This window comes from Pseudomonas sp. GM102 (assembly GCF_000282555.1).
In the GTDB taxonomy this organism is placed as follows: Bacteria; Pseudomonadota; Gammaproteobacteria; order Pseudomonadales; family Pseudomonadaceae; genus Aquipseudomonas.
On sequence record NZ_AKJB01000049.1, the window covers coordinates 57,931 to 82,068 of the forward strand.

General features: G+C 60.3%; 22 protein-coding genes. 4 read left to right on the forward strand and 18 right to left on the reverse strand.

Annotated elements, in window-relative coordinates; all coding sequences use genetic code 11:
* Positions 1-17: 17 nt before the first annotated feature.
* Both PMI18_RS18775 and PMI18_RS18770 read right to left on the reverse strand, forming a co-directional pair.
* Positions 18-1,892: an MFS transporter gene (locus PMI18_RS18775; RefSeq protein ID WP_007898905.1), complete on the reverse strand. Its 1,875-nt coding sequence runs from the start codon at positions 1,890-1,892 to the stop codon at positions 18-20.
* Positions 1,893-2,001: 109 nt separating this feature from the next.
* Complete coding sequence (locus PMI18_RS18770; protein WP_007898906.1) at positions 2,002-3,153, reverse strand: TDT family transporter; 1,152 nt, start codon at positions 3,151-3,153, stop codon at positions 2,002-2,004.
* A 365-nt stretch (positions 3,154-3,518) separates the two neighbouring features.
* Here PMI18_RS18770 and PMI18_RS18765 point away from each other — a divergent pair, with 365 nt between their 5' ends.
* On the forward strand, positions 3,519-6,989 hold the full coding sequence (locus PMI18_RS18765) for a hybrid sensor histidine kinase/response regulator (RefSeq protein ID WP_007898908.1): 3,471 nt from the start codon (positions 3,519-3,521) through the stop codon (positions 6,987-6,989).
* A gap of 177 nt (positions 6,990-7,166) precedes the next feature.
* On the opposite strand, the gene rmuC is transcribed toward PMI18_RS18765, so the two are convergent.
* A complete protein-coding gene (gene rmuC, locus PMI18_RS18760) occupies positions 7,167-8,531 on the reverse strand; it encodes a DNA recombination protein RmuC (protein ID WP_162831691.1) in 1,365 nt (454 codons plus the stop codon).
* Positions 8,532-8,706: 175 nt separating this feature from the next.
* Positions 8,707-9,030 carry a hypothetical protein gene (locus tag PMI18_RS18755; RefSeq protein WP_081499838.1) on the reverse strand — a complete coding sequence of 108 codons (324 nt, stop codon included), beginning with the start codon at positions 9,028-9,030 and terminating at the stop codon, positions 8,707-8,709.
* Positions 9,031-10,022: 992 nt separating this feature from the next.
* Between PMI18_RS18755 and PMI18_RS18750 the strand changes: the two genes are divergently transcribed.
* The 3 genes from PMI18_RS18750 to PMI18_RS18740 all read left to right on the forward strand — a co-directional run bounded on the left by PMI18_RS18750 (position 10,023) and on the right by PMI18_RS18740 (position 12,419).
* Complete coding sequence (locus PMI18_RS18750) at positions 10,023-10,247, forward strand: hypothetical protein (RefSeq protein ID WP_007898912.1); 225 nt, start codon at positions 10,023-10,025, stop codon at positions 10,245-10,247.
* A gap of 274 nt (positions 10,248-10,521) precedes the next feature.
* Positions 10,522-11,004 (forward strand): hypothetical protein, encoded by a 483-nt coding sequence (locus PMI18_RS18745; RefSeq protein ID WP_007898914.1) that lies wholly within the window; start codon positions 10,522-10,524, stop codon positions 11,002-11,004.
* A gap of 146 nt (positions 11,005-11,150) precedes the next feature.
* Positions 11,151-12,419, forward strand: coding sequence for an OmpP1/FadL family transporter (locus PMI18_RS18740; RefSeq protein ID WP_007898916.1), 1,269 nt, complete (start codon positions 11,151-11,153; stop codon positions 12,417-12,419).
* Positions 12,420-12,502: 83 nt separating this feature from the next.
* On the opposite strand, the gene PMI18_RS18735 is transcribed toward PMI18_RS18740, so the two are convergent.
* The 14 genes from PMI18_RS18735 to cobO form a co-directional block, all read right to left on the reverse strand.
* Positions 12,503-13,054 carry a glutathione peroxidase gene (locus PMI18_RS18735; protein WP_007898917.1) on the reverse strand — a complete coding sequence of 184 codons (552 nt, stop codon included), beginning with the start codon at positions 13,052-13,054 and terminating at the stop codon, positions 12,503-12,505.
* Positions 13,055-13,110: 56 nt separating this feature from the next.
* Complete coding sequence (locus PMI18_RS31730; RefSeq protein WP_007898919.1) at positions 13,111-13,233, reverse strand: hypothetical protein; 123 nt, start codon at positions 13,231-13,233, stop codon at positions 13,111-13,113.
* Positions 13,230-14,438, reverse strand: a complete 1,209-nt coding sequence (locus PMI18_RS18730; protein WP_007898921.1) for an MFS transporter — start codon at positions 14,436-14,438, stop codon at positions 13,230-13,232. Before PMI18_RS18730 ends, PMI18_RS31730 begins: the two co-directional genes overlap by 4 nt.
* A gap of 52 nt (positions 14,439-14,490) precedes the next feature.
* A complete protein-coding gene (locus tag PMI18_RS18725) occupies positions 14,491-14,895 on the reverse strand; it encodes a MarR family winged helix-turn-helix transcriptional regulator (protein WP_007898923.1) in 405 nt (134 codons plus the stop codon).
* A 151-nt stretch (positions 14,896-15,046) separates the two neighbouring features.
* A complete protein-coding gene (locus PMI18_RS18720; RefSeq protein ID WP_007898924.1) occupies positions 15,047-15,778 on the reverse strand; it encodes an adenosylcobinamide-GDP ribazoletransferase in 732 nt (243 codons plus the stop codon).
* 2 nt (positions 15,779-15,780) lie between these two features.
* The gene (gene cobC / locus PMI18_RS18715) at positions 15,781-16,356 is read right to left on the reverse strand and encodes an alpha-ribazole phosphatase family protein (protein WP_007898926.1); all 576 of its coding nucleotides are present in this window, start codon (positions 16,354-16,356) and stop codon (positions 15,781-15,783) included.
* The gene (gene cobT, locus PMI18_RS18710; RefSeq protein WP_007898929.1) at positions 16,353-17,408 is read right to left on the reverse strand and encodes a nicotinate-nucleotide--dimethylbenzimidazole phosphoribosyltransferase; all 1,056 of its coding nucleotides are present in this window, start codon (positions 17,406-17,408) and stop codon (positions 16,353-16,355) included. Before cobT ends, cobC begins: the two co-directional genes overlap by 4 nt.
* Entirely contained in the window at positions 17,405-17,938 is a 534-nt protein-coding gene (cobU, locus tag PMI18_RS18705) for a bifunctional adenosylcobinamide kinase/adenosylcobinamide-phosphate guanylyltransferase (protein WP_007898930.1), read from the reverse strand. Before cobU ends, cobT begins: the two co-directional genes overlap by 4 nt.
* Positions 17,939-18,085: 147 nt before the next feature.
* Positions 18,086-19,537, reverse strand: a complete 1,452-nt coding sequence (locus PMI18_RS18700) for a cobyric acid synthase (RefSeq protein ID WP_007898932.1) — start codon at positions 19,535-19,537, stop codon at positions 18,086-18,088.
* Positions 19,534-20,526 carry a threonine-phosphate decarboxylase CobD gene (cobD, locus tag PMI18_RS18695; RefSeq protein WP_007898934.1) on the reverse strand — a complete coding sequence of 331 codons (993 nt, stop codon included), beginning with the start codon at positions 20,524-20,526 and terminating at the stop codon, positions 19,534-19,536. Before cobD ends, PMI18_RS18700 begins: the two co-directional genes overlap by 4 nt.
* Positions 20,519-21,427, reverse strand: a complete 909-nt coding sequence (cbiB, locus tag PMI18_RS18690) for an adenosylcobinamide-phosphate synthase CbiB (protein ID WP_007898936.1) — start codon at positions 21,425-21,427, stop codon at positions 20,519-20,521. The genes cobD and cbiB overlap by 8 nt, the downstream gene beginning before the upstream one ends.
* A complete protein-coding gene (gene bluB, locus PMI18_RS18685; protein ID WP_007898937.1) occupies positions 21,424-22,074 on the reverse strand; it encodes a 5,6-dimethylbenzimidazole synthase in 651 nt (216 codons plus the stop codon). The genes cbiB and bluB overlap by 4 nt, the downstream gene beginning before the upstream one ends.
* Positions 22,071-23,453, reverse strand: a complete 1,383-nt coding sequence (locus PMI18_RS18680) for a cobyrinate a,c-diamide synthase (protein WP_007898938.1) — start codon at positions 23,451-23,453, stop codon at positions 22,071-22,073. The genes bluB and PMI18_RS18680 overlap by 4 nt, the downstream gene beginning before the upstream one ends.
* Positions 23,450-24,061: a cob(I)yrinic acid a,c-diamide adenosyltransferase gene (gene cobO / locus PMI18_RS18675; protein WP_007898939.1), complete on the reverse strand. Its 612-nt coding sequence runs from the start codon at positions 24,059-24,061 to the stop codon at positions 23,450-23,452. The genes PMI18_RS18680 and cobO overlap by 4 nt, the downstream gene beginning before the upstream one ends.
* Positions 24,062-24,138: the final 77 nt, after the last annotated feature.

Sequence of the window (24,138 nt, forward strand, 5' to 3'; positions counted from 1 at the left end):
GCCCGCCCGCTCAACGACTACCTGACGGCCCCACGCAATTCCCCCACCAACCCTTGCAATGTCGCCGGTTCAGCCACTTCAACGGCCACCGCCGGCCCCGCCACCAATGTCACCCGCGACCACAACCGACGAAACATCCCCTTGTTCGGATCGCGACTGAAGAAACTCCCCCACAACCCCTGCAACGCCAGCGGTATCACCGGCACTGGCGTTTCTTCGAGAATCCGTGTCAGCCCGCCCTTGAACTCGTTGATCTCGCCATCGGCGGTCAACTTGCCCTCAGGGAAAATGCACACCAACTCGCCGTCCTTCAGATACTGGGCGATGCGGGTGAAGGCTTTTTCGTAGATCTGAATGTCTTCCTGACGCCCGGCAATCGGAATCGTCCCCGCCGTGCGGAAAATGAAGTTCAGCACTGGCAGGTTGTAGATTTTGTAATACATCACAAAGCGAATCGGCCGACGCACTGCACCGCCAATCAGCAAGGCGTCGACGAACGACACATGGTTGCAAACCAGCAATGCCGCGCCCTCATCGGGAATCAGCTCCAGATTGCGATGCTCAACGCGATACATGGAATGGCCGAGCAGCCAGATCATGAAGCGCATGCTGAACTCGGGGACGATTTTGAAGATATAAGCATTGACGCCAATGTTCAGCAGCGACACCACCAGGAACAGCTGCGGGATCGACAGCTTGGCGATGCTCAGCAAGACGATCGACACAATCGCAGAGACCACCATGAACAGGGCGTTAAGAATGTTGTTGGCGGCGATCACCCGAGCACGCTCATTCTCGGCGGTGCGCGACTGGATCAGCGCATACAGCGGCACGATGTAGAAACCGCCGAAGACCCCAAGCCCGAGGATGTCGATCAGCACCAGCCAGGCGTGACCGAATCCCAGCACTTCGATCCAGCCGTGGCCGGTAACGCTGTCCGGAATTCCGCCGGAGTGCCACCACAGCAACAGGCCAAACACTGTCAGGCCAAACGAACCGAACGGCACCAGGCCAATCTCGACTTTGCGCCCGGAGAGTTTCTCGCAGAGCATCGAGCCCAATGCAATACCGACCGAGAACACGGTAAGAATCAGCGTCACCACGGTCTCGTCGCCGTGCATCCATTCCTTGGCATACGCCGGGATTTGCGTCAGATAAATCGCCCCGACAAACCAGAACCATGAGTTGCCGACGATCGAACGCGATACCGCGGGTGTTTGCCCAAGGCCCAGCTTCAAGGTGGCCCAGGACTGACTGAAGATGTTCCAGTTCAGACGCATTTCCGGCGATGCCGCTGCGGCCCGGGGAATGCTGCGGCTGGCCAGGTAACCGAGCACCGCGATACCGATGATCGCCGTGGACACGACCGGCGCGTAGTTGCTGGCAGACATCATGATCCCGGCGCCAATGGTCCCGGCAAGAATCGCCAGGAAGGTGCCCATTTCCACCAGGCCATTGCCACCCACCAGCTCTTCTTCGCGCAAGGCCTGCGGCAGGATCGAGTACTTCACCGGCCCGAACAGCGCCGAGTGGGTGCCCATGGCAAACAGCGCCAGCAGCATCAGCGACAGGTGATCGAACATGAAACCGACCGCCCCCACCGCCATGATGACGATTTCCCCGAGCTTGATCAGACGGATCAGCGCGTCCTTGGCGAACTTTTCCCCAAACTGCCCGGCCAATGCCGAGAACAGGAAAAACGGCAGGATAAACAGCAACGCACACAGGTTGACCCAGATCGAGCGGTCACCCTCAATCGTCAGCTTGTACAAAATGGCGAGGATCAGCGACTGCTTGAAGATGTTGTCGTTGAAGGCCCCGAGGGACTGCGTGACAAAAAACGGTAGGAAGCGCCGAGTGCGAAGCAAGGTGAACTGCGAGGGGTGACTCATCTTCCATGTGTCCCTGATTTTGGGTAGCTGATTTTGGGTAACGAGTGGCATGAATACTGTTTTGGAATGGAACGTCGATCCAGGCCACAGATTACCCAATCTTTGCCGATTATTTCTTTAATCCTGCAATGCACGGCGAAACAAACAACTCACCCCGCCATGCGCCCTGCACCGTGCGTTTGGCGACAATCAGCCACATCACCGCCAGCAACGCCACCAGTACACAGCCAAAGACACTGAAAAACGTCAGGTGCAAGGTGCTCGCGAGTTTCAACGTCGCCAAAGAATAGACGCCCAACGGAAAGGTGAAGCCCCACCAGCCGAGATTGAACGGGATACCGGCGCGCAAGTAACGGAGAGTGATCAACAGCGCAATCAGCATCCACCAGAGCCCGAAGCCCCACAGCGTGATGCCGGCCACCAAGCCAAGCCCTGCGGCGATCTCGCCGATACCCGGCAAACCGTTGGCGGCAAAGATCGCTGGCGCGTCGGCCCCCAACAGCAACATGCCCAGCGCACCGGTGCCAATCGGCCCAAGGGCCAGCCAGCTTGAGGCGGCCATGTTTTCGTGGGGCAATTTATGCAACGCCATGCGCAGCAACAGGATAGTCAGAATGCTGAACGCCACCGGCAGGGAAAAGGCCCAGAGCACGTAGCTGGTCACCAGCACCACCAGTTGTGAATGAGCATCGGCCAGATGCGGCGCCAGCAAGCCGCCGCTGGCCGCCGCCACTTCCGCCGCCACCACTGGCAACAGCCAGACAGCGGTCATCTGGTCGATACTGTGTTCCTGGCGGGTAAACATCATGTAGGGAATCAATACGCCGCAGGCCAGCGACATCGCCACATCCAGCCACCACAGTACTTCGGCGACATGAATCACGCCGTCACCCCAGCGCGGCAATCCGAACAACAGAAAGCCGTTGATGATGGTCGCAAGGCCCATGGGAATGGTGCCGAAAAACATCGAAACCGTGGAGTGCCCGAAAATCCGTCTAGCCTCGTCGAAGAACATGACCCAACGCGCGGCATACATGGCCGTGAACAGAACAAACAGAACAATATTGAACAGCCACAAGCCTTCGGCAAACGCATGCAGGCCGGGATTCGACACCGGCAATTGCGCAAGCGCCAGCGCCAATACACCCGTGCCCATGGTCGCCGCGAACCAGTTGGGGGTGAATTGGCGGATGGCCTCTCGAGGGTGCTGCAAATGACTGAGCGGTTTGATACCGGGTTTAACGCTACGGGTGCAGGTCATGGTGAACTCCTGTCCTCTGGTGAGGTGGAGTTCATGGTAGATCCGAATCGAATATCGATATAACGGGTAATATCTCTAACTGTTATCTGTTTTGCATATATGGCATCAGACGCTGTCTTCGGTCTCGATCACCAATATCCGCGCCACACCCAGCGGATGGGCTACATGCTGGGTGCGTTTAGTCAGTAACGCCGCCTTCGCGGGCAAGCCTCGCTCCTACAGGTATTGCGTAGCAAAAATCGAACTGACTCCCAACCTGCGACCCCCGCCACGCCACGACCTTGGTCGACACTGACTAACTCAAGCGCTCATGCGAGACTGTCCTGACCGGGCGCAGTCCCGGAGGTCTTTTGTCTGGAGTTCCCATGTCGCTGTCCATCGGGCTGATCGCCACCGTCGCCCTGGCCTATATGGCCATCCTGTTCGCTATCGCCTTTTATGGTGATCGGCGCAGCGCGCCGTTGCCGCCACGGGTGCGTGCCTGGGTGTATAGCCTGTCGCTGGCCGTTTATTGCACCAGCTGGACATTCTTTGGTGCCGTGGGCCAGGCGGCCGAACAACTCTGGTCATTCCTGCCGATCTACCTCGGGCCGATCCTGCTGCTGGTGTGCGCGCCGTGGGTCCTGCAAAAAATGGTGATGATCAGCAAACAGGAAAACATCACCTCCATCGCCGACTTCATCGCCGCCCGCTACGGTAAATCCCAGTCGCTGGCGGTCGTGGTGGCGCTGATCTGCCTGGTCGGCGTATTGCCCTACATCGCCTTGCAGCTCAAGGGCATCGTGCTGGGCGTGAACCTGCTGATCGGTGCCGGGGCTGACGCCATGGGCACGCGCGCGCAAGACACGGCGCTGATCGTGTCGTTGGTGCTGGCACTGTTCACCATCGTTTTCGGTACCCGCAACCTCGACGCCACGGAACACCACCGCGGCATGGTGATGGCGATTGCCTTTGAATCGCTGGTCAAGCTGTTCGCTTTTCTCGCGGTCGGCGCGTTCGTGACCTACGGCCTGTATGACGGTTTCGACGACCTGTTCGACCAGGCCATGCTCGCCCCGCGTCTCGAAGCGTACTGGAAAGAAACTATCAATTGGCCTTCCATGGTGGTGCAAACCGGCGTGGCGATGATGGCAATCATCTGCCTGCCCCGGCAGTTCCATGTGACCGTAGTGGAAAACATCGATCCTCAGGATCTGCGTTTGGCCAAGTGGGTGTTCCCGGCCTATCTGGCGCTGGCGGCGCTGTTTGTCGTGCCGATCGCGCTGGCCGGTCAGATGTTGTTGCCCAGTTCGGTGCTGCCGGACTCATTCGTCATCAGCCTGCCCCTGGCCCAATCTCACCCTGCCCTGGCGATGCTGGCGTTTATCGGCGGTGCTTCGGCGGCGACCGGCATGGTGATCGTGGCCAGCGTGGCGCTGTCGACCATGCTTTCCAACGACATGTTGCTGCCCTGGTTACTGCGGCGTAACAACGCCGAGCGGCCGTTCGAAGTGTTCCGCCAGTGGATGCTTTCGGTGCGACGGGTGAGTATCGTGGTCATTCTGCTGCTGGCCTACGTCAGTTATCGACTGCTGGGTTCCACCGCGAGCCTGGCGACCATCGGCCAGATCGCCTTCGCCGCCGTGACCCAACTGGCCCCGGCCATGCTCGGCGCGCTGTATTGGAAACAGGCTAACCGTCGAGGGGTGTTCGCGGGGCTAGCCGCTGGGACGTTCCTCTGGTTCTATACCCTGGTGTTGCCGATCGCCGCCAAAAGTCTCGGCTTGCCCCTGAGCAGTTTTCCGGGGCTGGCATGGCTGCAAGGCAACCCGTTGAACCTGCCGATCACGCCGCTGACGCAAGGCGTGGTGCTGTCCCTGGCGGGCAACTTCACCTTATTCGCCTGGGTCTCGGTGCTGTCGCGCACGCGGGTTTCGGAGCACTGGCAGGCCGGCCGCTTCATCGGCCAGGAAATCAGCGCCCGCCCGAGCGCCCGTTCGATGCTGGCGGTACAGATCAATGACTTGCAGCAACTGGCCGCCCGTTTTGTCGGCGAAGAGCGGGCTCGTCAGAGTTTCCTCCGTTTCGCTTACCGTCAGGGCAAAGGCTTCAACCCGAACCAGAACGCGGACGGTGAATGGATCGCCCATACCGAACGCTTGCTGGCCGGTGTACTCGGCGCATCTTCGACCCGGGCGGTGGTAAAAGCCGCCATTGAAGGTCGGGAAATGCAACTCGAGGATGTCGTGCGGATCGCCGACGAAACCTCGGAAGTGCTGCAGTTCAACCGCGCTTTGCTGCAAGGTGCCATCGAGAACATCACCCAAGGCATCAGCGTGGTCGACCAGTCGCTGAAACTGGTGGCCTGGAACCGGCGCTACCTCGAGTTATTCAACTACCCCGACGGTTTGATCAGCGTTGGCCGGCCGATTGCCGACATCATTCGCTACAACGCTGAGCGCGGTCTGTGCGGGCCCGGTGAGGCGCAAGTGCACGTCGCCCGTCGCTTGCACTGGATGCGCCAGGGCCGCGCCCATACCTCCGAGCGGCTGTTCCCTAATGGTCGAGTGATCGAGCTGATCGGGAACCCGATGCCGGGCGGCGGTTTCGTCATGAGCTTCACCGACATCACCGCGTTCCGCGAGGCCGAGCAGGCACTGACCGAAGCGAACGAAGGCCTCGAGCAACGGGTCATCGAACGGACCCACGAGCTGTCGCAACTCAACGTTGCCCTGACCGAAGCCAAGGGCACCGCCGAATCGGCCAACCAGTCGAAAACCCGTTTCCTGGCTGCCGTCAGCCATGACTTGATGCAACCGCTGAACGCTGCGCGGCTATTCTCTGCCGCCCTCTCCCACCAGGAAGAAAATTTATCCAGTGAAGCCCGCAAGCTGGTTCATCATCTGGACAGTTCGCTACGCTCGGCCGAGGATCTGATCAGCGACCTGCTGGACATTTCCCGCCTGGAAAACGGCAAGATCAACCCTGATCGCAAGCCCTTCGCGCTCAATGAGTTGTTCCATACGCTAGGCGCCGAGTTCAAGGCACTGGCTCAGGAACAGGGACTGAAATTCCGCGTCAGGGGCAGCGCGCTGCGGGTCGACAGCGACATCAAACTGCTGCGACGGATCCTGCAAAACTTCCTGACCAATGCCTTCCGCTACGCCAAGGGGCCGGTGCTGCTGGGCGTTCGGCGGCGCAACGGCGAGCTGTGCCTGGAGGTTTGGGACCGTGGACCGGGTATTCCGGAAGATAAACTGCAGGTGATTTTCGAAGAGTTCAAACGCCTCGACAGCCACCAGACCCGGGCCGAGAAAGGCCTGGGCTTGGGCCTGGCGATTGCCGATGGGCTGTGTCGTGTGCTGGGCCACACCTTGCGCGTGCGTTCCTGGCCGGGTCGCGGCAGTGTGTTCAGCGTCAGCGTGCCGCTGGCTCGGGTACAAACCACGACGCCGGCCAAGGTGGCCGAACTCAATGGCCATTTGCTCGGTGGCGCGCAGGTGCTGTGTATCGATAATGAAGACAGCATTTTGATCGGCATGAACAGTTTGCTCACCCGCTGGGGTTGCCAGGTCTGGACCGCGCGCAACCGTGAGGAATGCGCGACGCTGCTCGGCGACGGGGTGCGTCCGCAATTGGCGCTGGTGGATTACCACCTGGACGATGGCGAGACTGGAACCGAGTTGATGGCGTGGTTGCGCACGCAACTGGGCGAGCCGGTGCCGGGGGTGGTGATCAGTGCAGATGGACGGCCGGAGACGGTGGCCCAGGTGCATGCCGCTGGCCTGGATTACCTGGCCAAACCGGTGAAACCGGCGGCGTTGCGGGCGTTGTTGAGTCGGCACTTGCCGTTGTAGTGCGGCCCTCCAGACCACCCAAAACCTGTGGCGAGGGAGCTTGCTCCCGCCGGGCTGCGAAGCAGCCCCAAGTGCTGCCACGATGACTGTCAGGTATACCGCGCTGCCTGCTTGACGACTGCTGCGCAGCCGAACGGGAGCAAGCTCCCTCGCCACGAAGACCAGGTGGTGCCTTGCTTATTCCGGCAATTCGGCCAAGCCATCGACATCGGTCATCGCCCGCTCCAGCAGGTCCGCCGGCAAGCTCTTGCTGGCCCGCGCTCCGAGCAACTTGAGCTGTTCGCTGCGACTGACCAGGTTGCCACGGCCTTCTGTCAGCTTGTTGCGTGCGTTGCTGTAAGCCTTGTCCAGTTGCTGCAAGCGATTGCCGACTTCATCCAGATCCTGAATGAACAACACGAACTTGTCGTACAGCCAACCGGCGCGCTCGGCGATTTCCCGGGCGTTCTGACTCTGGCGCTCCTGCTTCCACAGACTGTCGATGACCCGCAAGGTGGCCAGTAGCGTGGTCGGGCTGACGATCACGATATTGCGGTCGAATGCCTCCTGAAACAGCGTCGGTTCAGCCTGCAACGCCGCGGAAAACGCCGCTTCGATCGGGACGAAAAGCAGAACGAAATCCAGGCTGTGCAAGCCGTCGAGCCGCTTGTAGTCCTTGCCGGCCAGGCCTTTGACGTGGTTGCGCAGGGACAGCACGTGCTGCTTGATGGCGATCTGGCCGATGGCGTCGTCCTCGGCCGCCACATATTGCTGATAGGCCGTGAGGCTGACCTTGGAATCGACCACGACCTGCTTGTCGCCGGGCAGGTAAATAATCACATCCGGCTGGAAACGCTCACCGTCCGGCCCCTTGAGATTGACCTGAGTCTGGTACTCCCGCCCCTTCTCCAGCCCCGCGTGCTCAAGCACCCGCTCGAGAATCAGCTCGCCCCAGTTGCCTTGGGTTTTCTGCCCTTTCAAGGCCCGCGTCAGGTTGGTGGCTTCGTCGCTCAGGCGCAAGTTCAGTTGTTGCAGCCGTTCCAGTTCCTTGGCCAGGGAAAAGCGCTCGCGGGCTTCAGCCTGATAGCTTTCCTCGACGCGTTTTTCGAACGATTGGATACGTTCCTTCAACGGATCGAGCAACTGGCCCAAACGCTGTTGACTGGTTTCGGCAAAACGTTGCTCACGTTCGTCGAAGATCTTGCCGGCCAGCTCGGCGAATTGCGCGCGCAGTTCGTCCCGCGAGCCTTGCAGGTCGTTGAGGCGCTGCTGATGGCTTTCCTGCTGCTCACGCAGTTCGGCGTTAAGGGAAGCGGCCTGAGCATCGAGGCGACGCAACTCAGCCTCTTTGCCGGCGCGTTCGATGTTCCAGGCGTGGGCCGCGTCGCGGGCGTCGTCGCGCTCGATCTGGAGCAGTTCGACTTCCCGGCGCACGGCAGCCAGATCGGCCTGTTTGGCGGCGTTGGCTTGGCTCAGGTCAGCGATTTCATCACGGCAAGTGTCAAGCTGAGCATTCAAGCCGTCCTGCGTCAGTTGGGCGATGGCGAGGCGCTCTTCCAGCAGCGCCAACTCGGCCTGCCCCGCACTCGCTCGACGCTGAAGTTGCCAGGCCAGCACCAGTAACGGCAGCCCAGCGCCCGTCAGCCCCAGCAATGCGCTGGTCAAGTCCATCGCCATAGCCACTCCTGCCGATTCGATAAAGCGTGAAGGTTAACCAAGGCGTCAGGTCTTGGACAGCTCAGTCTTCGCTCAGGCCCAGTTCCTGTTGCGCGCGTCGGTCGCCCGCACGCGCGGCCTGACGCAACAGCTCCTGGCCAATGCGGCGATCCCGGGCATTACCGCATTCGCGGCACATCAACTGGCCGAGACGGCTTTGCGCGGCCACCACGCCTTCCCGGGCAGGCTGCTTGAGCAAGCGTCCGGCGAAGTGTTTGATGTTGGAGTTTTCGCCCAGGCGCGGGCTGTCCAGCAGCCACTCAGCCACGCGCATCGAAAAGCGTTTGGGTGGGGTAACACTGGGGGATGTTGGGGTAGCAGAGACTGATGCTGAGCGAAACTTCATAAAGCACTGTGGGGCAGATCGGAAGGCGCGCCACTCTACTCTTTTTTTCGCACAGGTAAAGTCGAAAAAAGCCGGCACGCCCGTCCTAGAGCAAGCGCTTGGGACAATCCACAGAAGCTGTGGATAACTCAGTGGACAACCGCCTTTGAACTCGCGCAAAGCCGTGTGGGATGGGGCTCGCAGTCAAACTGACGATTTTTTCACCAGTAAAAAAAAGCGATGTTTTTCATTGACTTAAATTTTCATTACAGGCACCCACTCCCCTTGAGGCGAGGATGACAGTGGGATGACAGTTCGCGCAACTTATGTGCACAAGTACCTGCGAGGCGGTTATATCGATGCGCTTTTTCGGCGCGTTTTTTGGGTAAGGTCTGGGGTAAACCCGGGCAACCCGCGCTACAGATTGATCCTGGCTCGATCGTCCTCCCGGATCAACGGTCGAATTCTGGGCCATTAGGGGGCGCAGGGGCTGCCGGTGGCTCTTCCAATCGTTCAACGGGGACTCGTTGGCAGGCACTCCAACGATCTTTTTTGCAAACAGACTTCCCTTCGGTAATTCAATCCGTTAGTATCCGCGGCGTTAGTACCAAGCTGAAAGTCAATTCTGGTCGAACAAATCCCCCCGGTCAGCCTTCTCCAAGAGAAGCCTCCACCGACAAAGCGGGACCGGCCACCTCGATGGTTTCCAGGTAAATCTACGCCAACACAGCCTTTGAATCGAAAGCAAAGGGTGTTGCGAAGCTCACTTACTCTGACCGAACCAGCCTGCAAATTGATCAGGATCTTCACCCCGGGCCCAGAACCTTTGCCCTTGATGTGTTGCCTGCCCTCCTAAGTACCTACCTGCCAGCCCAAGCGCGCCAACTTATCAGCGCTTCAAACTGGCTGCTTTGTTCCAGTCGGGTTCTTCGTTCGACCAATGGTGGTCGTCGTCACTGGAACGTTTTAACTTTGCACGGTTCTTATCCGTGTCGCTTGTAGGAACACCAAATATGTCCACTCAAATCCACACCCAGGATGCCATCCGCACCCTAACCAACGCTTTTGCTCCAATGAACTGCCTGATCATGGCCGCTCGCAAAGGCTGCTTCAGCTTCACTCTGGTCAACGAACACGGCATCGCTCGTCACAGCGAACGCCTGTACCCGGATCAATACTCCAGCGCAGAACCGCTGCAGGCTGTGATCGAGCGTACTCGCCAGGCACTGGTTGCCTGAGACGCCAGAAGGCTGAAAACCTCAAAAGCCCTGCTGAAAAGCGGGGCTTTTTATTGCCTGATATTTCTCATTTCGTCGCCGACGGCTAAGCACCAACCGATATAACGGTTATAACTCGAAGCCGGAAATATTTTAAAAACAGTCCTTTACAGCTAAATAATGACACTACACTTCAACTCAAGCGGCTTGGTCCGCTTCCGGCGAGCCTGAATCGATCCACTGCTGCCAAGGCCCTTTCAGGTATCGCCGACCACTTCATGTTTTCGAGGGTTCTATGGGTATCGCTGCCAGCGAACTGTGTCGTTATGTGATCCGTCCGACTTTGATCTACCTCGGACGCCATAGCGCAACTGCCGAATCCCTGCTGCTGGGCATTGCAGCCAGTCAGTCAGCCCTTGGGTCAGCCTTGCATGACCGCCGTGGACACGGCCTGTACCGAATCACCGAGCCTCGCCACCAAGCCCTATGGGATCACTATTTGGCCCTGGACCCGGATCGGGCGAGCCTGGTCCGTGGCTTGGCCAGCCAACATGCTTTTCTAAGCGGCCCGCACCTGGAATTGACCGTCAACCTGCGTTATGCCACTGCCATCGCCTGGCTGCTGGTAGAAGAACAGAACACCCCCCTCCCCGCCTCAGATGACCTGTTGGGAATGGCCCGAATCTGGCGCCAGACTTTCCAACCCCAAGGTCGTCTGCGAGATTTCACCTACGCGTGGCAAACCTGTGTTTCATCGTTGAATCAGGTCGCCTGCTAAGCCACCCATTTCCGAAAATCGCACAACAGGTAGCGATTTTGGTCGGATTGTCCTACAAAACCGCTCTAACTCAAGCGTTACACGCTATAGCGTCCAGACGAAAATCTTGGTAATTTCCGCCCCGGTGATCACCAGGAGTTCTAATAATGAAAAAAGTAATGCTCAAAACCACCCTTAGCCTCGCCGTTGCCTTGGCATCCACCCAGATCTTCGCAAGTGGCTTTGCCCTCAACGAACAAAGCATCAGCGGGATGGGGACAGGTTTTGCCGGGCGATCTTCATCTGCCGACGACGCATCTACAGTTTTTGGTAACCCTGCCGGCATGTCTCGCCTCAAGCGCGAACAAGTGACCGGTGGTGTTGCATTTATCGACGCGCACGCTGATATCAGTGATGCAAGCTCCAGTCCGAATAGCGGCACCAACAAAGGTGACATGGTCCCTTTCATGGGCGTGCCCATGGGCTACTACGTAAAGCCAATCGATGACCACTGGGCATTCGGTTTCGGCGTCTACGCTCCATTCGGCCTGGTGACCGACTACGAGAACGGCTTCGCCGGCAAATACTTCGGCAGCAAGAGCGAAGTCAAAATCGTAACCCTGCAGCCAACCGTCAGCTACGCCTTCAACGACAAGGTGTCGATCGGTTTCGGTCCGACCATCAACCGTATTGACGGCACCCTGGAATCGAACCTGTCGCTGAACCCGCGCGCAGCGGACGGTACTGTCAAGATCAAGGGTGACGACACCGCGCTGGGTTACAACATCGGTATCCTGGTTCAAGCCACCGACAGCACTCGCGTCGGCCTGACCTACCACTCGAAAGTGAAGTACAAGCTCGAGGGTGACACCAAGGTCAATTACAGCCTCCTGGGTGCCCTTGGCCAGAACCCGAGCCAGAAGTACGACGCGTCGCTGGACATCACCACGCCTGAGTCGGTCGACTTCTCGGTTACTCACCAGCTGGACGACAAATGGACTCTCTACGCAGGCAGCACCTGGACTCGCTGGAGCCGTCTGAAAGAAATCACCGTTGAGAACAGTGGCGTTCCTGCTGCCCTGAACGGCCGGTTTGGCACCATCACTGAAGAACAGAACTGGCATGACACCTGGGCTCACGCCATTGGCGCTTCGTACCAGTTGAACAAACAATGGGTCCTGCGTACCGGCCTGTCCGTTGACCAGGCACCGACCAATAACGAAAACCGTTCCCCACGCATCCCGACTGGCGATCGCAAGATTTTCAGCCTTGGCGCTGGCTGGAGCCCGACCGACGACCTGACCATCGACGTAGCGTACTCGTACCTGCGCGAAGAGTCGGTCAAGGTCAACAACAGCAACGGCCGTCAGAACTACAGCGCAGAGTATGAAAACTATGCGAACGGTTTCGGTGTTGGCGCGACATACCGTTTCTGATGATTCACGGCGACTCCCTCGCCGCCTGAATTGAAAAAGCCCCGCGCTCTTGTACAGAGGCGGGGCTTTTTAGTGCGTGTCGATCAGGGTTTCGATGCGAGCGCTTTCTCCACCGCCTCGATGAACTCCGGATTATCCGGCTTGGTCAGGCTGGAGAAATTGGCGATCACCTTGCCTTGGCGATCGACCACGTACTTGTAGAAATTCCACTTCGGCGAACTGCTTTGTTCAGCGAGAACCTTGAACAAATGCGTCGCATCATCGCCGCGGACTTTCTGCGGCTCGGTCATGGTGAAGGTGACGCCGTAGTTCACGTAACAGACCTTGGCAGTCTCTGCGCCATCTTTAGACTCTTGTTTGAAATCATTGGATGGAACACCAATCACCTCAAGCCCTTGATCCTTGTAATGCTGATACAGCGCCTCAAGGCCTTTGAACTGCGGGGCGAAGCCACAGAAGCTCGCGGTATTGACCACCACCAGCGGCTTGCCGGCGAAGCGCTGGCACAGATCGATGGATTCCTTGGCGCGCAGCTTGGGCAAAGAGCCTTGTAGCAACTCCGGGCATTCTGCCGCCTGGGCCAGCCCGGTAAAAGCCATCAACAATGCGGGAACTGCAAGCCAACGCATCAGCATGTCGGTGCATCCTTGAACAATCGTCAGAAAACGAAATTACTCGCCTTCGCCGCTCGCTAGCAAGCACCCATGCCCAACTGCATCAACGCCAGGCCACCCTGATGCCAGCCCCACCACGCCAGGGCCAGCAGCAGTACGCCGATGGCGATAACAGCCATCCGCGGCCAGAGACTGTTCATGCTGCACTCATCCGGGTTTGAAGACGCGCCACCGGCTGCTCGCGCACCGGCCAGTTCAGGGCTGCGGCCACCAGACTCAAGAGAATCGCCACCTGCCAGATCAAGTCGTAACTCCCGGTTCGGTCATACACCACCCCACCCAACCAACCGCCGAGGAACGAGCCGAGCTGGTGAAAGAGGAAAACGATCCCACCGAGCATGGACAAATTTCGTACACCGAACAAGGTCGCCACCGTGCCGTTGGTCAAGGGCACCGTCGACAACCAGAGAAACCCCATGGCCATGCCGAACAAATAAGCCGTGACCTGAGTGACCGGCGCCCAGAGGAACAGCACAATCACCACCGCCCGTAACAGATACAGACCGGTGAGCAAGCGCGGCTTGGACATCCGCCCGCCGAGCCAGCCAGCGGTGTAGGTGCCGAAGATATTGAACAGCCCGATCAGCGCCAGCACCGTGGTGCCGACGGAGGCTGGCAAGTGTTGGTCCACCAGATAGGCCGGCAAGTGCACGCCGATGAACACCACCTGAAAACCGCAAACAAAAAAGCCGAACGCCAACAGCCAGAACCCTGAATGGGAACAGGCTTCGCGCAGCGCTTCAGAGAGGGTTTGCTCGTGTCCGAGGACCGGCAGCGGCTTGTCCTTGAGCATGCTCACCAGCGGCACGATCAGCGCCACCACCAGGCCCAACACCAGCAATGCCGCGGACCAGCCAAGCCAGCCGATCAGCCCCAGCGTGCCGGGCAACATGGCGAATTGACCGAAAGAACCGGCAGCGCTGGCGATACCCATGCCCATGCTGCGTTTTTCCGGTGGCACGACACGGCCAACCACGCCGAGAATCACCGAGAACGAAGTGCCGGACAGGCCGATGCCGATCAACAACCCAGCGCTCAAGGACAAGGTCACCGCCGAATCGGACAGCCCCATGAACACCAGACCCAGGGCGTACAGAACACCACCGATCAACACCACCTTCGCAGCGCCAAAGCGGTCGGCCAGTGCACCGGTGAACGGTTGCGCCAGGCCCCAGATCAGGTTCTGCAAAGCAATGGCGAAGGCAAACACTTCGCGGCCCCAGCCGAACTCGGCACTCATGGGCGCCAGAAACAGCCCGAAGCCATGTCGCACCCCCAGGGACAACGCCAGAATCAGCGCACTCCCCAACAGCACCCAACCGCATGTACGCCACATTGATGTCATTCTTGTTCTCCGGTAGCGGGTATATACCCGCTTAAGATCGAACAAACTGGCCTCAAGCCAGTTCGTCCAGCAGTTTCAGCAAGGTTTCACGCTTCTCGGCACCCAGACGGTCGATCAACCGCTGCTGCGCCGCTTCCCAGGCTGGCAACGCCGCCGCCAGGCGTTCGCGCCCCGTTTCGGTGAGCAGGACGATGCGATTGCGCATGTCCTCGCCCTCGACCAGCGTCACCAGACCTTCGCCCTCCAGCACCCGCAGATTGCGCCCCAAGGTGCTGCGATCCAGGCCCATGGCCTCGGCCAGCGTCGAGATGCTTGGCTGATCCAGACGCTGCAAATTGCACAGCAGAGAATACTGGGCAACGTTGATCCCGAAGCCGTCGAGAGCGCCGTCGTAGTGCCTGCTGACGCCACGAGCGGCGCGACGCAGGTTGGTACACAAACATTGAGAAGGAAGCATAGTGCGTGTATATACCCGCGGTTAAATGAAAGCAAATTTTTCGACACCTATTACCGTAGGAGCGAGGCTTGCCCGCGAAGGCGGCAGCACAGTCAACATTGATATCGACTGACACACCGCCTTCGCGGGCAAGCCTCGCTCCTACAGGGGTTCAGAGCAGTGCAAGCCCCACCAGCACCGCCACCTCCAGCAATTCCAGCAACGCCCCTGCCGTATCGCCCGTTGTCCCGCCCAATCGCCGCACCATCACTTGCCGCAACCAGACAAACACCGCTGCCGCCAGTGCAAGCGCCCATACCGCGCTGAAGCCTGCGATCAGCACACAGGCCAAAGCACTGATCACCAACACCTGTTTGCCGGCCAAACGCGGCAGATGATCGGCCAGCGCCTGCCCCAGCCCACCGGGACGCACGTAAGGTGTGGAGAGGAATAAGCCCAGTAACGCGCTCCGGCTAATCAGTGAAACGATGATCAGGACCACGCTGTGCTGTTGCTCGATCAACGCCAGCAACGCGGCAAACTTGAGCAGCAATACCAAGACCAGCGTCACCACGGCGATCGGCCCGCTACGCGGGTCTTTCATGATGGTCAGGGTGCGCTCACGGTCGCCGTAACCCCCGAGCCACGCATCGGCGCTATCGGCCAGGCCATCCAGGTGCAACGCGCCGCTGAGCACGACCCAAACACTCAGCAGCAGTGCGGCGTGAAGCAATAATGGTGTGCCCAGCAATAGCCAGTTCAGCCCCCACAGAATCACGCCAAACAGCAAACCGACCAACGGATAAAACAGCAGCGACCGGCCCAGTTCCTCGGGCGTCGGCATGCCTGGCAGGCGAATCGGCAGGCTGCTCAAAAATTGCAGGGCGATCCAGAACGGCAACATGGTCAGATCGCTTCCCTTAACAAGACACCGGTTTCGACCGACAACGAGAACAACGCGCCATGGCCTACTTCAACGTTGAGCAACTGCTCACGCGGCAATCCGCGCGCTTGAGCCAGCAACAAACGCATGACACCGCCATGGCTGATCAACAAAATTCGCTCACCCGCATAGGCCGTGTGCAGCCGTTCGATGGCCGCCAACACCCGCGCTGAAAAGTCCGCAACCGGTTCACCGTCTGGCGGCGTGAACGAATAAGGATCGGCCCAGAACAAGCCCAACGCCTCGGCGCTGGTCTCCATAAGCGCCGCCGCGCTCTGCCCTTCCCAGGCGCCGAAGTGCAGCTCTTGCAGGTCCTTATCCAGCTGCACCGGCAAACCCAGTTGCGCTCCAAGCTCTTGCGCAAAGCGCGCACAACGCTGCAACGGCGAACTGACCAGTCGATCCCAGGGCCCCTGCTCGGCCACCGCGGCGCGCATTTGCTCCCAGCCCTTGCCGGTCAGCGCATCGTCGAGGCTGCCGCGCAAACCGCCGCCGAGTTCGGTTTCGCCATGGCGCAACAGGTCCAGACGCAAGGTCATGCCGGGCGATCCGCCACTGCGGCTTCGGCGAACGTCGCCATTTGCCCGTGCAGGTCGCAGGCCAGACGCAACAATGGCACGGCCAATGCCGCACCACTGCCCTCGCCCAGTCGCAGGCCGAGGTCCAGCAACGGTTCGGCGTTCAGGGTTTCGAGCACATGGCGATGACCTGGCTCGGCGCCGCGATGACCGAACAGCAGCCACTCACGGCAGGCCGGATTCAAACGCACCGCCACCAACGCAGCGACGCTGCAAATAAACCCGTCGACCAACACCGCGACACCTTCCTGAGCACAGGCCAGGTACGCGCCGACCAGCGCAGCAATTTCGAAACCGCCGAGGTTGAACAAGGTCTGCAGCGCATCGCTACGCTGAGCGCCATGCAACGCCAAGGCACGTTCAATAACTTGGGCTTTATGGCTGACACCCGCCGCGTTCAATCCGGTCCCCGGTCCGGCAAGATGCACCACCGGGCAGTCGAGCAACGCACAGGCCAACGCACTGGCCGCCGTGGTGTTGCCGATGCCCATTTCGCCACCGATGAACAACTGCGCGCCGGCTGCGATGGCGCGCTGCGCACTGTCGCGGCCGACCTGCAAGGCGAGTTCACCTTGGGCCTGAGTCATCGCCGGCCCCTGGACGAAATTCGCCGTGCCCGGGCCGATGTTCAGGTGACGCACACCCGGCAAATTCAACGACGGCGTCACGGTGCCGAGATCGACCACTTCCAGGGAAGCCCCCAACTGCCGCGCCAACACGCTGATCGCCGCGCCGCCGCTGACAAAGTTGTGCAGCATCTGCCCCGTGACTTCCTGCGGAAACGCCGACACGCCTTCAGCGACCACACCATGGTCACCGGCAAAAATCGCAATCCACAGCTGATCCAGCGTCGGCTTGACCTGCCCCTGCAACCCGGCCAGTTGCACCGCCACCGATTCGAGCTGGCCGAGAGAGCCGGCAGGCTTGGTCAGTTGCTGTTGACGCGCCTGCGCCTGTTCGACCGCTTGCGCGTCGATGGGCTTGCACGGGTTCAGCCACCAGGCGTGAGTCATAACGCAGTTCCTTTCAAAGTCAGGGGCAGGCCGGCGACGGTCAGGACGACTCGCTGACAGCGCTCGGCCAAGGCTTGATGCAGCCAACCGGCTTCATCGACATAGCGGCGAGTCAATTCGCCCATCGGTACGACACCCATCCCGGTCTCGTTGCTGACAAAAATGATTTCACCCGGCAATGACGCCAGGCAGTCCAGCAGGGCTTCGCGTTCGGCCGACAAGCGCTCGGCATCGTCGAGCATTAGCAGATTGGTCAGCCACAGCGTCAGGCAATCCACCAGCAAGCAACGATCGGCACTGGCGTTTTCGCGCAGCACACGGGCGAGCTCCAGCGGTTCTTCGATCAATGCCCATTCGGCCGGACGACGGGCACGGTGATGGGCCACCCGTTCGTTCATTTCACCGTCTTGAGATTGGCTGGTGGCGATGTAGGTGGCTATATAAGTGACTTGGAGCTGACTGTCTGTCGCCAGCTTTTCAGCCAGGCGGCTTTTGCCGGAGCGGGCGCCGCCGAGGATCAGTTGCAGCATGGTTTATTCCTTAAAATGTGCGATGTCGGGGCAGGCCTCTTCGCGGGCAAGCCTCGCTCCTACGGATTAGCGTCGAATCGTAATAATGTGAACGACACAAAACCTGTAGGAGCGAGGCTTGCCCGCGAAGGCGCCCTCAAAACCACCTCAAAAACCACAGAGCTCACGCAACAGCGAGGTATCCAAATGCTTCTCCACCAAATCCGCCAACCGTTCGATATCGCGCTCGCGCAAAGCGTGGTAATCGACCTCCTGCACATCCTGCAACCCGGCCCAGCGCAACAGCGCACTGCACGCCGCCGGTGACTCGAACAGACCATGCAGATACGTGCCGAAAATGCGCCCATCGGCACTTTGTGCGCCATCGCTGCGACCATCGTCGAGCTGCACTGCGGCATTTTCCAAGGCCGGCCCGGTGGTCACGCCGGCATGAATTTCATAGCCACTGACCTGCGCATCTTCCAGCGCCAAGCGCCCACGCACATTGCGCAACTGCTTTTCTTCTTCGAGCTGCGTTTCGAACGCCAGCAGGCCCAAGCCAGCACTGGAACCCGGTGCGCCTTCAAGGCCCAGCGGGTCGTGCACGTGCTCGCCGAGCATTTGCAGACCGCCGCAGATCCCCAGCACTTTTCCGCCATAGCGCAAATGCCGCGAGATCGCCGTGTCCCAACCGTTGGCCCGCAAGTACGCGAGGTCACTGCGCACGCTTTTCGAGCCGGGAAGAATGATCAGGTCGGCTGGCGGAATCGCCTGGCCGGGGCCGATGAATTGCAGGTCCACTTGCGGATGCAGGCGCAACGGATCGAAATCGGTGTGGTTGCTGATACGCGGCAGTACCGGCACCACCACTTTCAATACTTGATCGGCCTTGTCGGTCTGACGCTGATCGAGACCGTCCTCGGCCTCAAGATGCAGGTCCATCACATAAGGCAAAACGCCGATCACCGGCTTGCCGGTGCGCTCTTCCAGCCAATCGAGGCCTGGTTGCAGCAAGGCGATGTCGCCGCGAAACCGGTTGATGATGAAGCCTTTGACCCTTGCCTGCTCGCTAGGGGACAGCAGCTCCAGCGTACCTACTAAATGCGCGAAAACTCCACCGCGATTGATGTCGGCAATCAGCACCACTGGGCAGTCCACCGCCTCGGCAAACCCCATGTTGGCGATGTCGCCGGCCCGCAGGTTGATCTCTGCCGGCGACCCCGCCCCTTCGACCATCACCACCGGATATGCCGCACTCAACCGCTCATGGGAGGCCAGTACCGCTTGCATGGCGATGGCTTTGTAGTCGTGATAGGCAACGGCATTCATGGTGGTAACCGCGCGACCATGAATGATTACTTGGGCGCCGGTATCGCTATTGGGCTTGAGCAGCACAGGGTTCATGTCGGTGTGCGGTTCGAGGTTGGCGGCTTGGGCCTGGACCGCTTGAGCGCGACCAATCTCGCCACCGTCGGCGGTCACCGCGCTATTGAGGGCCATGTTCTGCGGCTTGAACGGCACGACGCTCACGCCCTGACGCGTGACCCAGCGACACAGCGCCGTCACCAGCGTGCTTTTACCGGCGTCCGATGTAGTGCCCTGCACCATCAACGTTGTCATGGGTTTTCCTTGACATAGGTTTGCAGGGCTTGTTCGAGGCGCGACCAATCCGCCTCATCCGCCGGCAAGCCAAACCGCACGCTGCTGTTGTGGGTGAACAACCGCAGCAGAATGCCGCGCCGGGCCATGAATACATGCAGCGCTTCGGCGCACTCGGTGATCAGCCATTGGAACAATGCGCAGCCGCCCTGAGGTTTGAAACCGTACTGTTCAAGCAGCAACGCCAGACGCTCGCCGGCCTCGTCAGTACGAATGCGCTGTCGGGTGTGCCCGTCCGTATCCGTCAGGCACGCCTGACCCAGCACTCGGGTCGGACCGCTGACCGCCCAAGGCCCGACCTGTTCGGCCAGCAGCTTGAGCAACTTGCGCTCGGCCAGCACAAACCCCAGTCGCACACCGGCCAGGCCGAAGAATTTGCCGAAGGAGCGCAGCACGATCAAGCCGATCTGATTGGCAAACGGCGCCAGACTCAAATGCGGGGTGTTGTCCATGAACGCCTCGTCCACCACCAGCCAGCCACCGCGCTGGGCCAGCCGCGAATGCCAGTCCAGCAGACGAGCCGGAGTCAGGCTCAACCCCGTGGGATTGTTCGGGTTGACCACCACCAGCACATCGAGGCTGTCGAGAAAGAAATCGACTTCCGACTCCAGCACTTCACGCACGATGTACCCGTTACGGCGCCAGGCTTCGGCGTGCTCGGCGTAACACGGCGACAGCACGCCGACCTTGCCGGCCCGGCGCAAACGCGGCAGCAATTGAATCGCCATTTGCGACCCGGCCACCGGCAACACCTGAGCCGCACCGTAATAGTCGCAGGCAGCCTGCTCCAGACCGTCATCGGTTTCCGGCAACCGCGCCCAGGCCCGCAGCGGGATGTCCGGGACCGGGAATGGCCAAGGCGCCAGGCCACTGGACAGGTCGAGCCAATCGGCTTCGGCAATGCCGTATTCAAGTGCCGCCTTGCGCAAGCGGCCACCGTGTTCAAGCATAGAATTCAGCCCCCACGCAGAGAATCAGCAGCCATAACCATACCCCGCGCTGGACCAATTGCCAGCCACGGTCGATGGAATCGGCATCCGCCGGCACGCCTTCGCCCAACTGCGGACGCTGATGCAGTTCACCGTGATAGATCGCCGCCCCGCCCAGTTCGACACCCAGCGCGCCGGCACCGGCTGCCATCACTGGCCCGGCATTCGGGCTGTCCCAAGTCGGGCCCTGGGTACGCCAGCACTTCAGTGCCAGTCGGGTTTTGCCCAACAGCGCGTAGGTCAACGCCACCAGGCGTGCGGGAATGTAGTTCAGAACATCATCGATCTTCGCCGCGGCCCAACCGAAACGTTCGAAGCGATCGTTGCGATAACCCCACATCGCATCAAGGGTGTTGCTCAGGCGATAGAGCACCACGCCGGGCGCACCCGCCACGGCAAACCAGAACAGCGCGGCGAATACCGCATCACTGCCGTTCTCCAGCACCGACTCGGTGGCGGCGCGTGCGACTTCGGTTTTGTCCAGTTCGCTGGTCTGACGGCTGACTAGATAACCAACGCGTGTGCGCGCCTCGATCAGATCATCACTGCGCAGGGCCTTGGCCACCGGCTCGACGTGCTCACCGAGGCTGCGCATGCCGAGGGCACAATAGAGCGCGAGAATCTCGACAATCCAACCGACATAAGGCGCCCAGGAAAGTGCGGTGACCAGCAAGGTCAGCGGCACGACCGCCATCACCCAGGCCGTAACCCCGTGACTGCGCCAGCCGCGGCCACCAGAGTTGAAACGTTGCTCGATGCGATCGGCAACACGACCGAACGCCACCAGCGGATGCCAGCGTTTGGGTTCACCCAGCAGCGCATCCAGCGCGACCGCGGCGACACTCAACAACGCCACACTCATTGACTCACTCCCCAATAATTTTCATACAGCAACTCGCTGAGTGGACGCGCCTGCGCCCAACCTTCGAGTACCAACATCGGCGCCGGATAGAATTCCTTGACCGGCCCCAGGCAAAGAACGGCCAAAGGCTTGGCCCCGCTCGGTAAACCCAGCAAGTCCGCCAGCGCTTGCGGCTCGAACAGCGACACCCAGCCCATGCCCAGGCCCTCGGCGCGGGACGCCAGCCAAAGGTTCTGGATGGCACAGGACAACGAGGCCATGTCCATTTCCGGCAGCGTACGACGGCCGAAGATATGCCGCTCACGATCATCCATCAGCGCGGCGACCAGCACCTCGGCGCAGTCGTTGATGCCTTCGACCTTGAGCTTCATGAATTCGTCGGAGCGTTCGCCGAGGGCTTCGGCGGTGCGGATGCGTTCGTCTTCCACCAGCTGCTGAATCTTGCCGCGCAGTGCCCGGTCGCTGATGCGGATGAAGCGCCAGGGCTGCATCAGGCCGACACTCGGGGCCTGATGCGCGGCTTCGAGCAGACGCCTCAATAACTCGGGCTCGACTGTGCCGCCGCTGAAGTGACGCATGTCGCGGCGTTCGGCGATGGCTCGGTAGACGGATGCGCGTTCGACCTCACTGAATGCGTTGTCGGTCATGGCCTCTTCGCGGGCAAGCCCGCTCCCACATTTGAATTGCATTCCCCTGTGGGATCGGGCTTGCTCGCGAAGGCGTCCTCAAGATCAGGCAAAAATAGCGCAGCAATCGCCGATGGATTGGACGGGAAATAAAAGTGCACATAAGAAGCCGTCATCCGCCCCTCACGATAAACCGCCTCCGCCCCTCGCCCGCCATTGGGGCTCAAACCTCGAGCAATCGGCTCAAGATCAGTGCTGGTCAACGAGTGGTGATAGGTGTGCCCACGCAGCAAACCTTCCGGCAATTCGACCGCCTGCAAGGCCAACGCGGCAAGACGCTTTTGCATCACCGCATCACCGGCCAGCAAGCCAACCAGTTCAGCGCGAGTGCCCTCGACATCGGTCAAGGAATCCAGCAGATACAGCATGCCGCCACACTCGGCCAGCAACGGTTTGCCCGCCGCGTGGTGAGCGCGGATCGCGGTCAGCATCGACGTGTTTTGCGACAACGCCACATGGTGCAATTCGGGGTAACCGCCCGGCAGATAGAGGCTGTCTGCCTCAGGTAATTCGCTATCGCGGATCGGCGAAAAGAAAGTCAATTCGGCGCCCATGGCACGCAGCAGATCCAGGCTCGCGCCGTAGGTAAACGCGAAAGCTTCGTCCCGGGCCACGGCAATCCGAACACCGGCCAGCAACGGTTCGGCTGCGATCATTTCAGGCGCGGCGAATTCCACGGCTGGCGGCAGCGCCACGTCGCAACTGCTGGCTAATGAGTCGGCCGCCGCATCGAGACGCAGGTCGAGATCATTCAATTCACTGGCCTGAACCAGACCGAGATGCCGACTCGGCAATTCGATCCCGGTCTCCCGGGACAACGCACCGTACCAGCGCAAGCCTTCAGTCAGGCTGCCTTCGAGCAATTGCGCATGCCGCACGGTGCCGACCCGGTTGGCCAGCACTCCAGCAAACGGTAAATCCGGCTGATAACGCGCAAGGCCCAGGGCCAGCGCGCCAAACGTCTGCGCCATCGCGGTGCCGTCGATCACGCCTAGCACTGGCACACCAAAGTGCCGCGCCAGGTCGGCGCTGGACGGCGTACCGTCGAACAGCCCCATGACGCCTTCGATGAGGATCAGATCGGCTTCGCCAGCGGCCTCCCACAACAGACGCCGACTTTCTTGCTCGCCGACCATCCACATGTCGAGTTGATAGACCGGTGCACCGCTGGCGCGCTCGAGAATCATCGGATCGAGAAAGTCCGGGCCACATTTGAACACGCGAACCTTGCGCCCCTGATTGCGATGCAAACGGGCGAGCGCGGCAGTGACGGTGGTCTTGCCCTGACCGGAGGCCGGCGCAGCGATCAGTACCGCCGGGCAATGACGTGGTTGACTCACAACTCGACGCCTTTTTGCGCTTTGATTCCGGCCTGGAAGGCGTGCTTGATCATGCCCATTTCAGTGACAGTGTCGGCCAGCTCGATCATCTCTGGTTTGGCACCACGACCGGTGACCACCACGTGCTGCATCGGCGGACGGGCCTGCAAGTCGCTGAGAACCTGATCGAGATCGAGGTAGCCGTGCTTGAGGGCGATGTTCAATTCATCTAACACCACGAGGCCAATGGCCGGATCACGCAGCAATTCGCGGGACACCGCCCAGGCGGCTTCGGCGGCGGCGATGTCGCGCTGGCGGTCCTGGGTTTCCCAAGTGAAGCCCTCGCCCATCACATGAAAACGCACCTGCTCCGGGAAGCGCCGGAAGAACAGCTCCTCGCCGGTACTGGTGCGCCCCTTGATGAACTGCACCACGCCGCATTGCATGCCGTGGCCCATGGACCGCGCAAGCATGCCGAACGCCGAGCTGCTTTTGCCTTTGCCGTTGCCAGTCAGCACCAGCAACAGGCCGCATTCATTCGGGGAGTTGGCGATGCGTTCGTCGATCACCGCTTTTTTGCGCAGCATGCGCGCCAGATGGCGTTCGTCACGATCGGGGGTATCAGTCATGGGGGAGCTCTCCGTTGAGGCTGGATAACGGCGGGCAGGCACAAGAATAGACGGCAAGAAGCCTGGCATCGCCCACC

Bases quoted from the DNA above. Each gene is read 5' to 3' on its own strand.
- PMI18_RS18775 (WP_007898905.1), bottom strand. From the start codon at position 1,892: ATGAGTCACCCCTCGCAGTTCACCTTGCTTCGCACTCGGCGCTTCCTA.
- PMI18_RS18770 (WP_007898906.1), bottom strand. From the start codon at position 3,153: ATGACCTGCACCCGTAGCGTTAAACCCGGTATCAAACCGCTCAGTCAT.
- PMI18_RS18765 (WP_007898908.1), top strand. From the start codon at position 3,519: ATGTCGCTGTCCATCGGGCTGATCGCCACCGTCGCCCTGGCCTATATG.
- PMI18_RS18755 (WP_081499838.1), bottom strand. From the start codon at position 9,030: ATGAAGTTTCGCTCAGCATCAGTCTCTGCTACCCCAACATCCCCCAGT.
- PMI18_RS18750 (WP_007898912.1), top strand. From the start codon at position 10,023: ATGTCCACTCAAATCCACACCCAGGATGCCATCCGCACCCTAACCAAC.
- PMI18_RS18745 (WP_007898914.1), top strand. From the start codon at position 10,522: ATGGGTATCGCTGCCAGCGAACTGTGTCGTTATGTGATCCGTCCGACT.
- PMI18_RS18740 (WP_007898916.1), top strand. From the start codon at position 11,151: ATGAAAAAAGTAATGCTCAAAACCACCCTTAGCCTCGCCGTTGCCTTG.
- PMI18_RS18735 (WP_007898917.1), bottom strand. From the start codon at position 13,054: ATGCTGATGCGTTGGCTTGCAGTTCCCGCATTGTTGATGGCTTTTACC.
- PMI18_RS31730 (WP_007898919.1), bottom strand. From the start codon at position 13,233: ATGAACAGTCTCTGGCCGCGGATGGCTGTTATCGCCATCGGCGTACTG.
- PMI18_RS18730 (WP_007898921.1), bottom strand. From the start codon at position 14,438: ATGACATCAATGTGGCGTACATGCGGTTGGGTGCTGTTGGGGAGTGCG.
- PMI18_RS18725 (WP_007898923.1), bottom strand. From the start codon at position 14,895: ATGCTTCCTTCTCAATGTTTGTGTACCAACCTGCGTCGCGCCGCTCGT.
- PMI18_RS18720 (WP_007898924.1), bottom strand. From the start codon at position 15,778: ATGTTGCCGTTCTGGATCGCCCTGCAATTTTTGAGCAGCCTGCCGATT.
- cobC (WP_007898926.1), bottom strand. From the start codon at position 16,356: ATGACCTTGCGTCTGGACCTGTTGCGCCATGGCGAAACCGAACTCGGC.
- cobT (WP_007898929.1), bottom strand. From the start codon at position 17,408: ATGACTCACGCCTGGTGGCTGAACCCGTGCAAGCCCATCGACGCGCAA.
- cobU (WP_007898930.1), bottom strand. From the start codon at position 17,938: ATGCTGCAACTGATCCTCGGCGGCGCCCGCTCCGGCAAAAGCCGCCTG.
- PMI18_RS18700 (WP_007898932.1), bottom strand. From the start codon at position 19,537: ATGACAACGTTGATGGTGCAGGGCACTACATCGGACGCCGGTAAAAGC.
- cobD (WP_007898934.1), bottom strand. From the start codon at position 20,526: ATGCTTGAACACGGTGGCCGCTTGCGCAAGGCGGCACTTGAATACGGC.
- cbiB (WP_007898936.1), bottom strand. From the start codon at position 21,427: ATGAGTGTGGCGTTGTTGAGTGTCGCCGCGGTCGCGCTGGATGCGCTG.
- bluB (WP_007898937.1), bottom strand. From the start codon at position 22,074: ATGACCGACAACGCATTCAGTGAGGTCGAACGCGCATCCGTCTACCGA.
- cobO (WP_007898939.1), bottom strand. From the start codon at position 24,061: ATGACTGATACCCCCGATCGTGACGAACGCCATCTGGCGCGCATGCTG.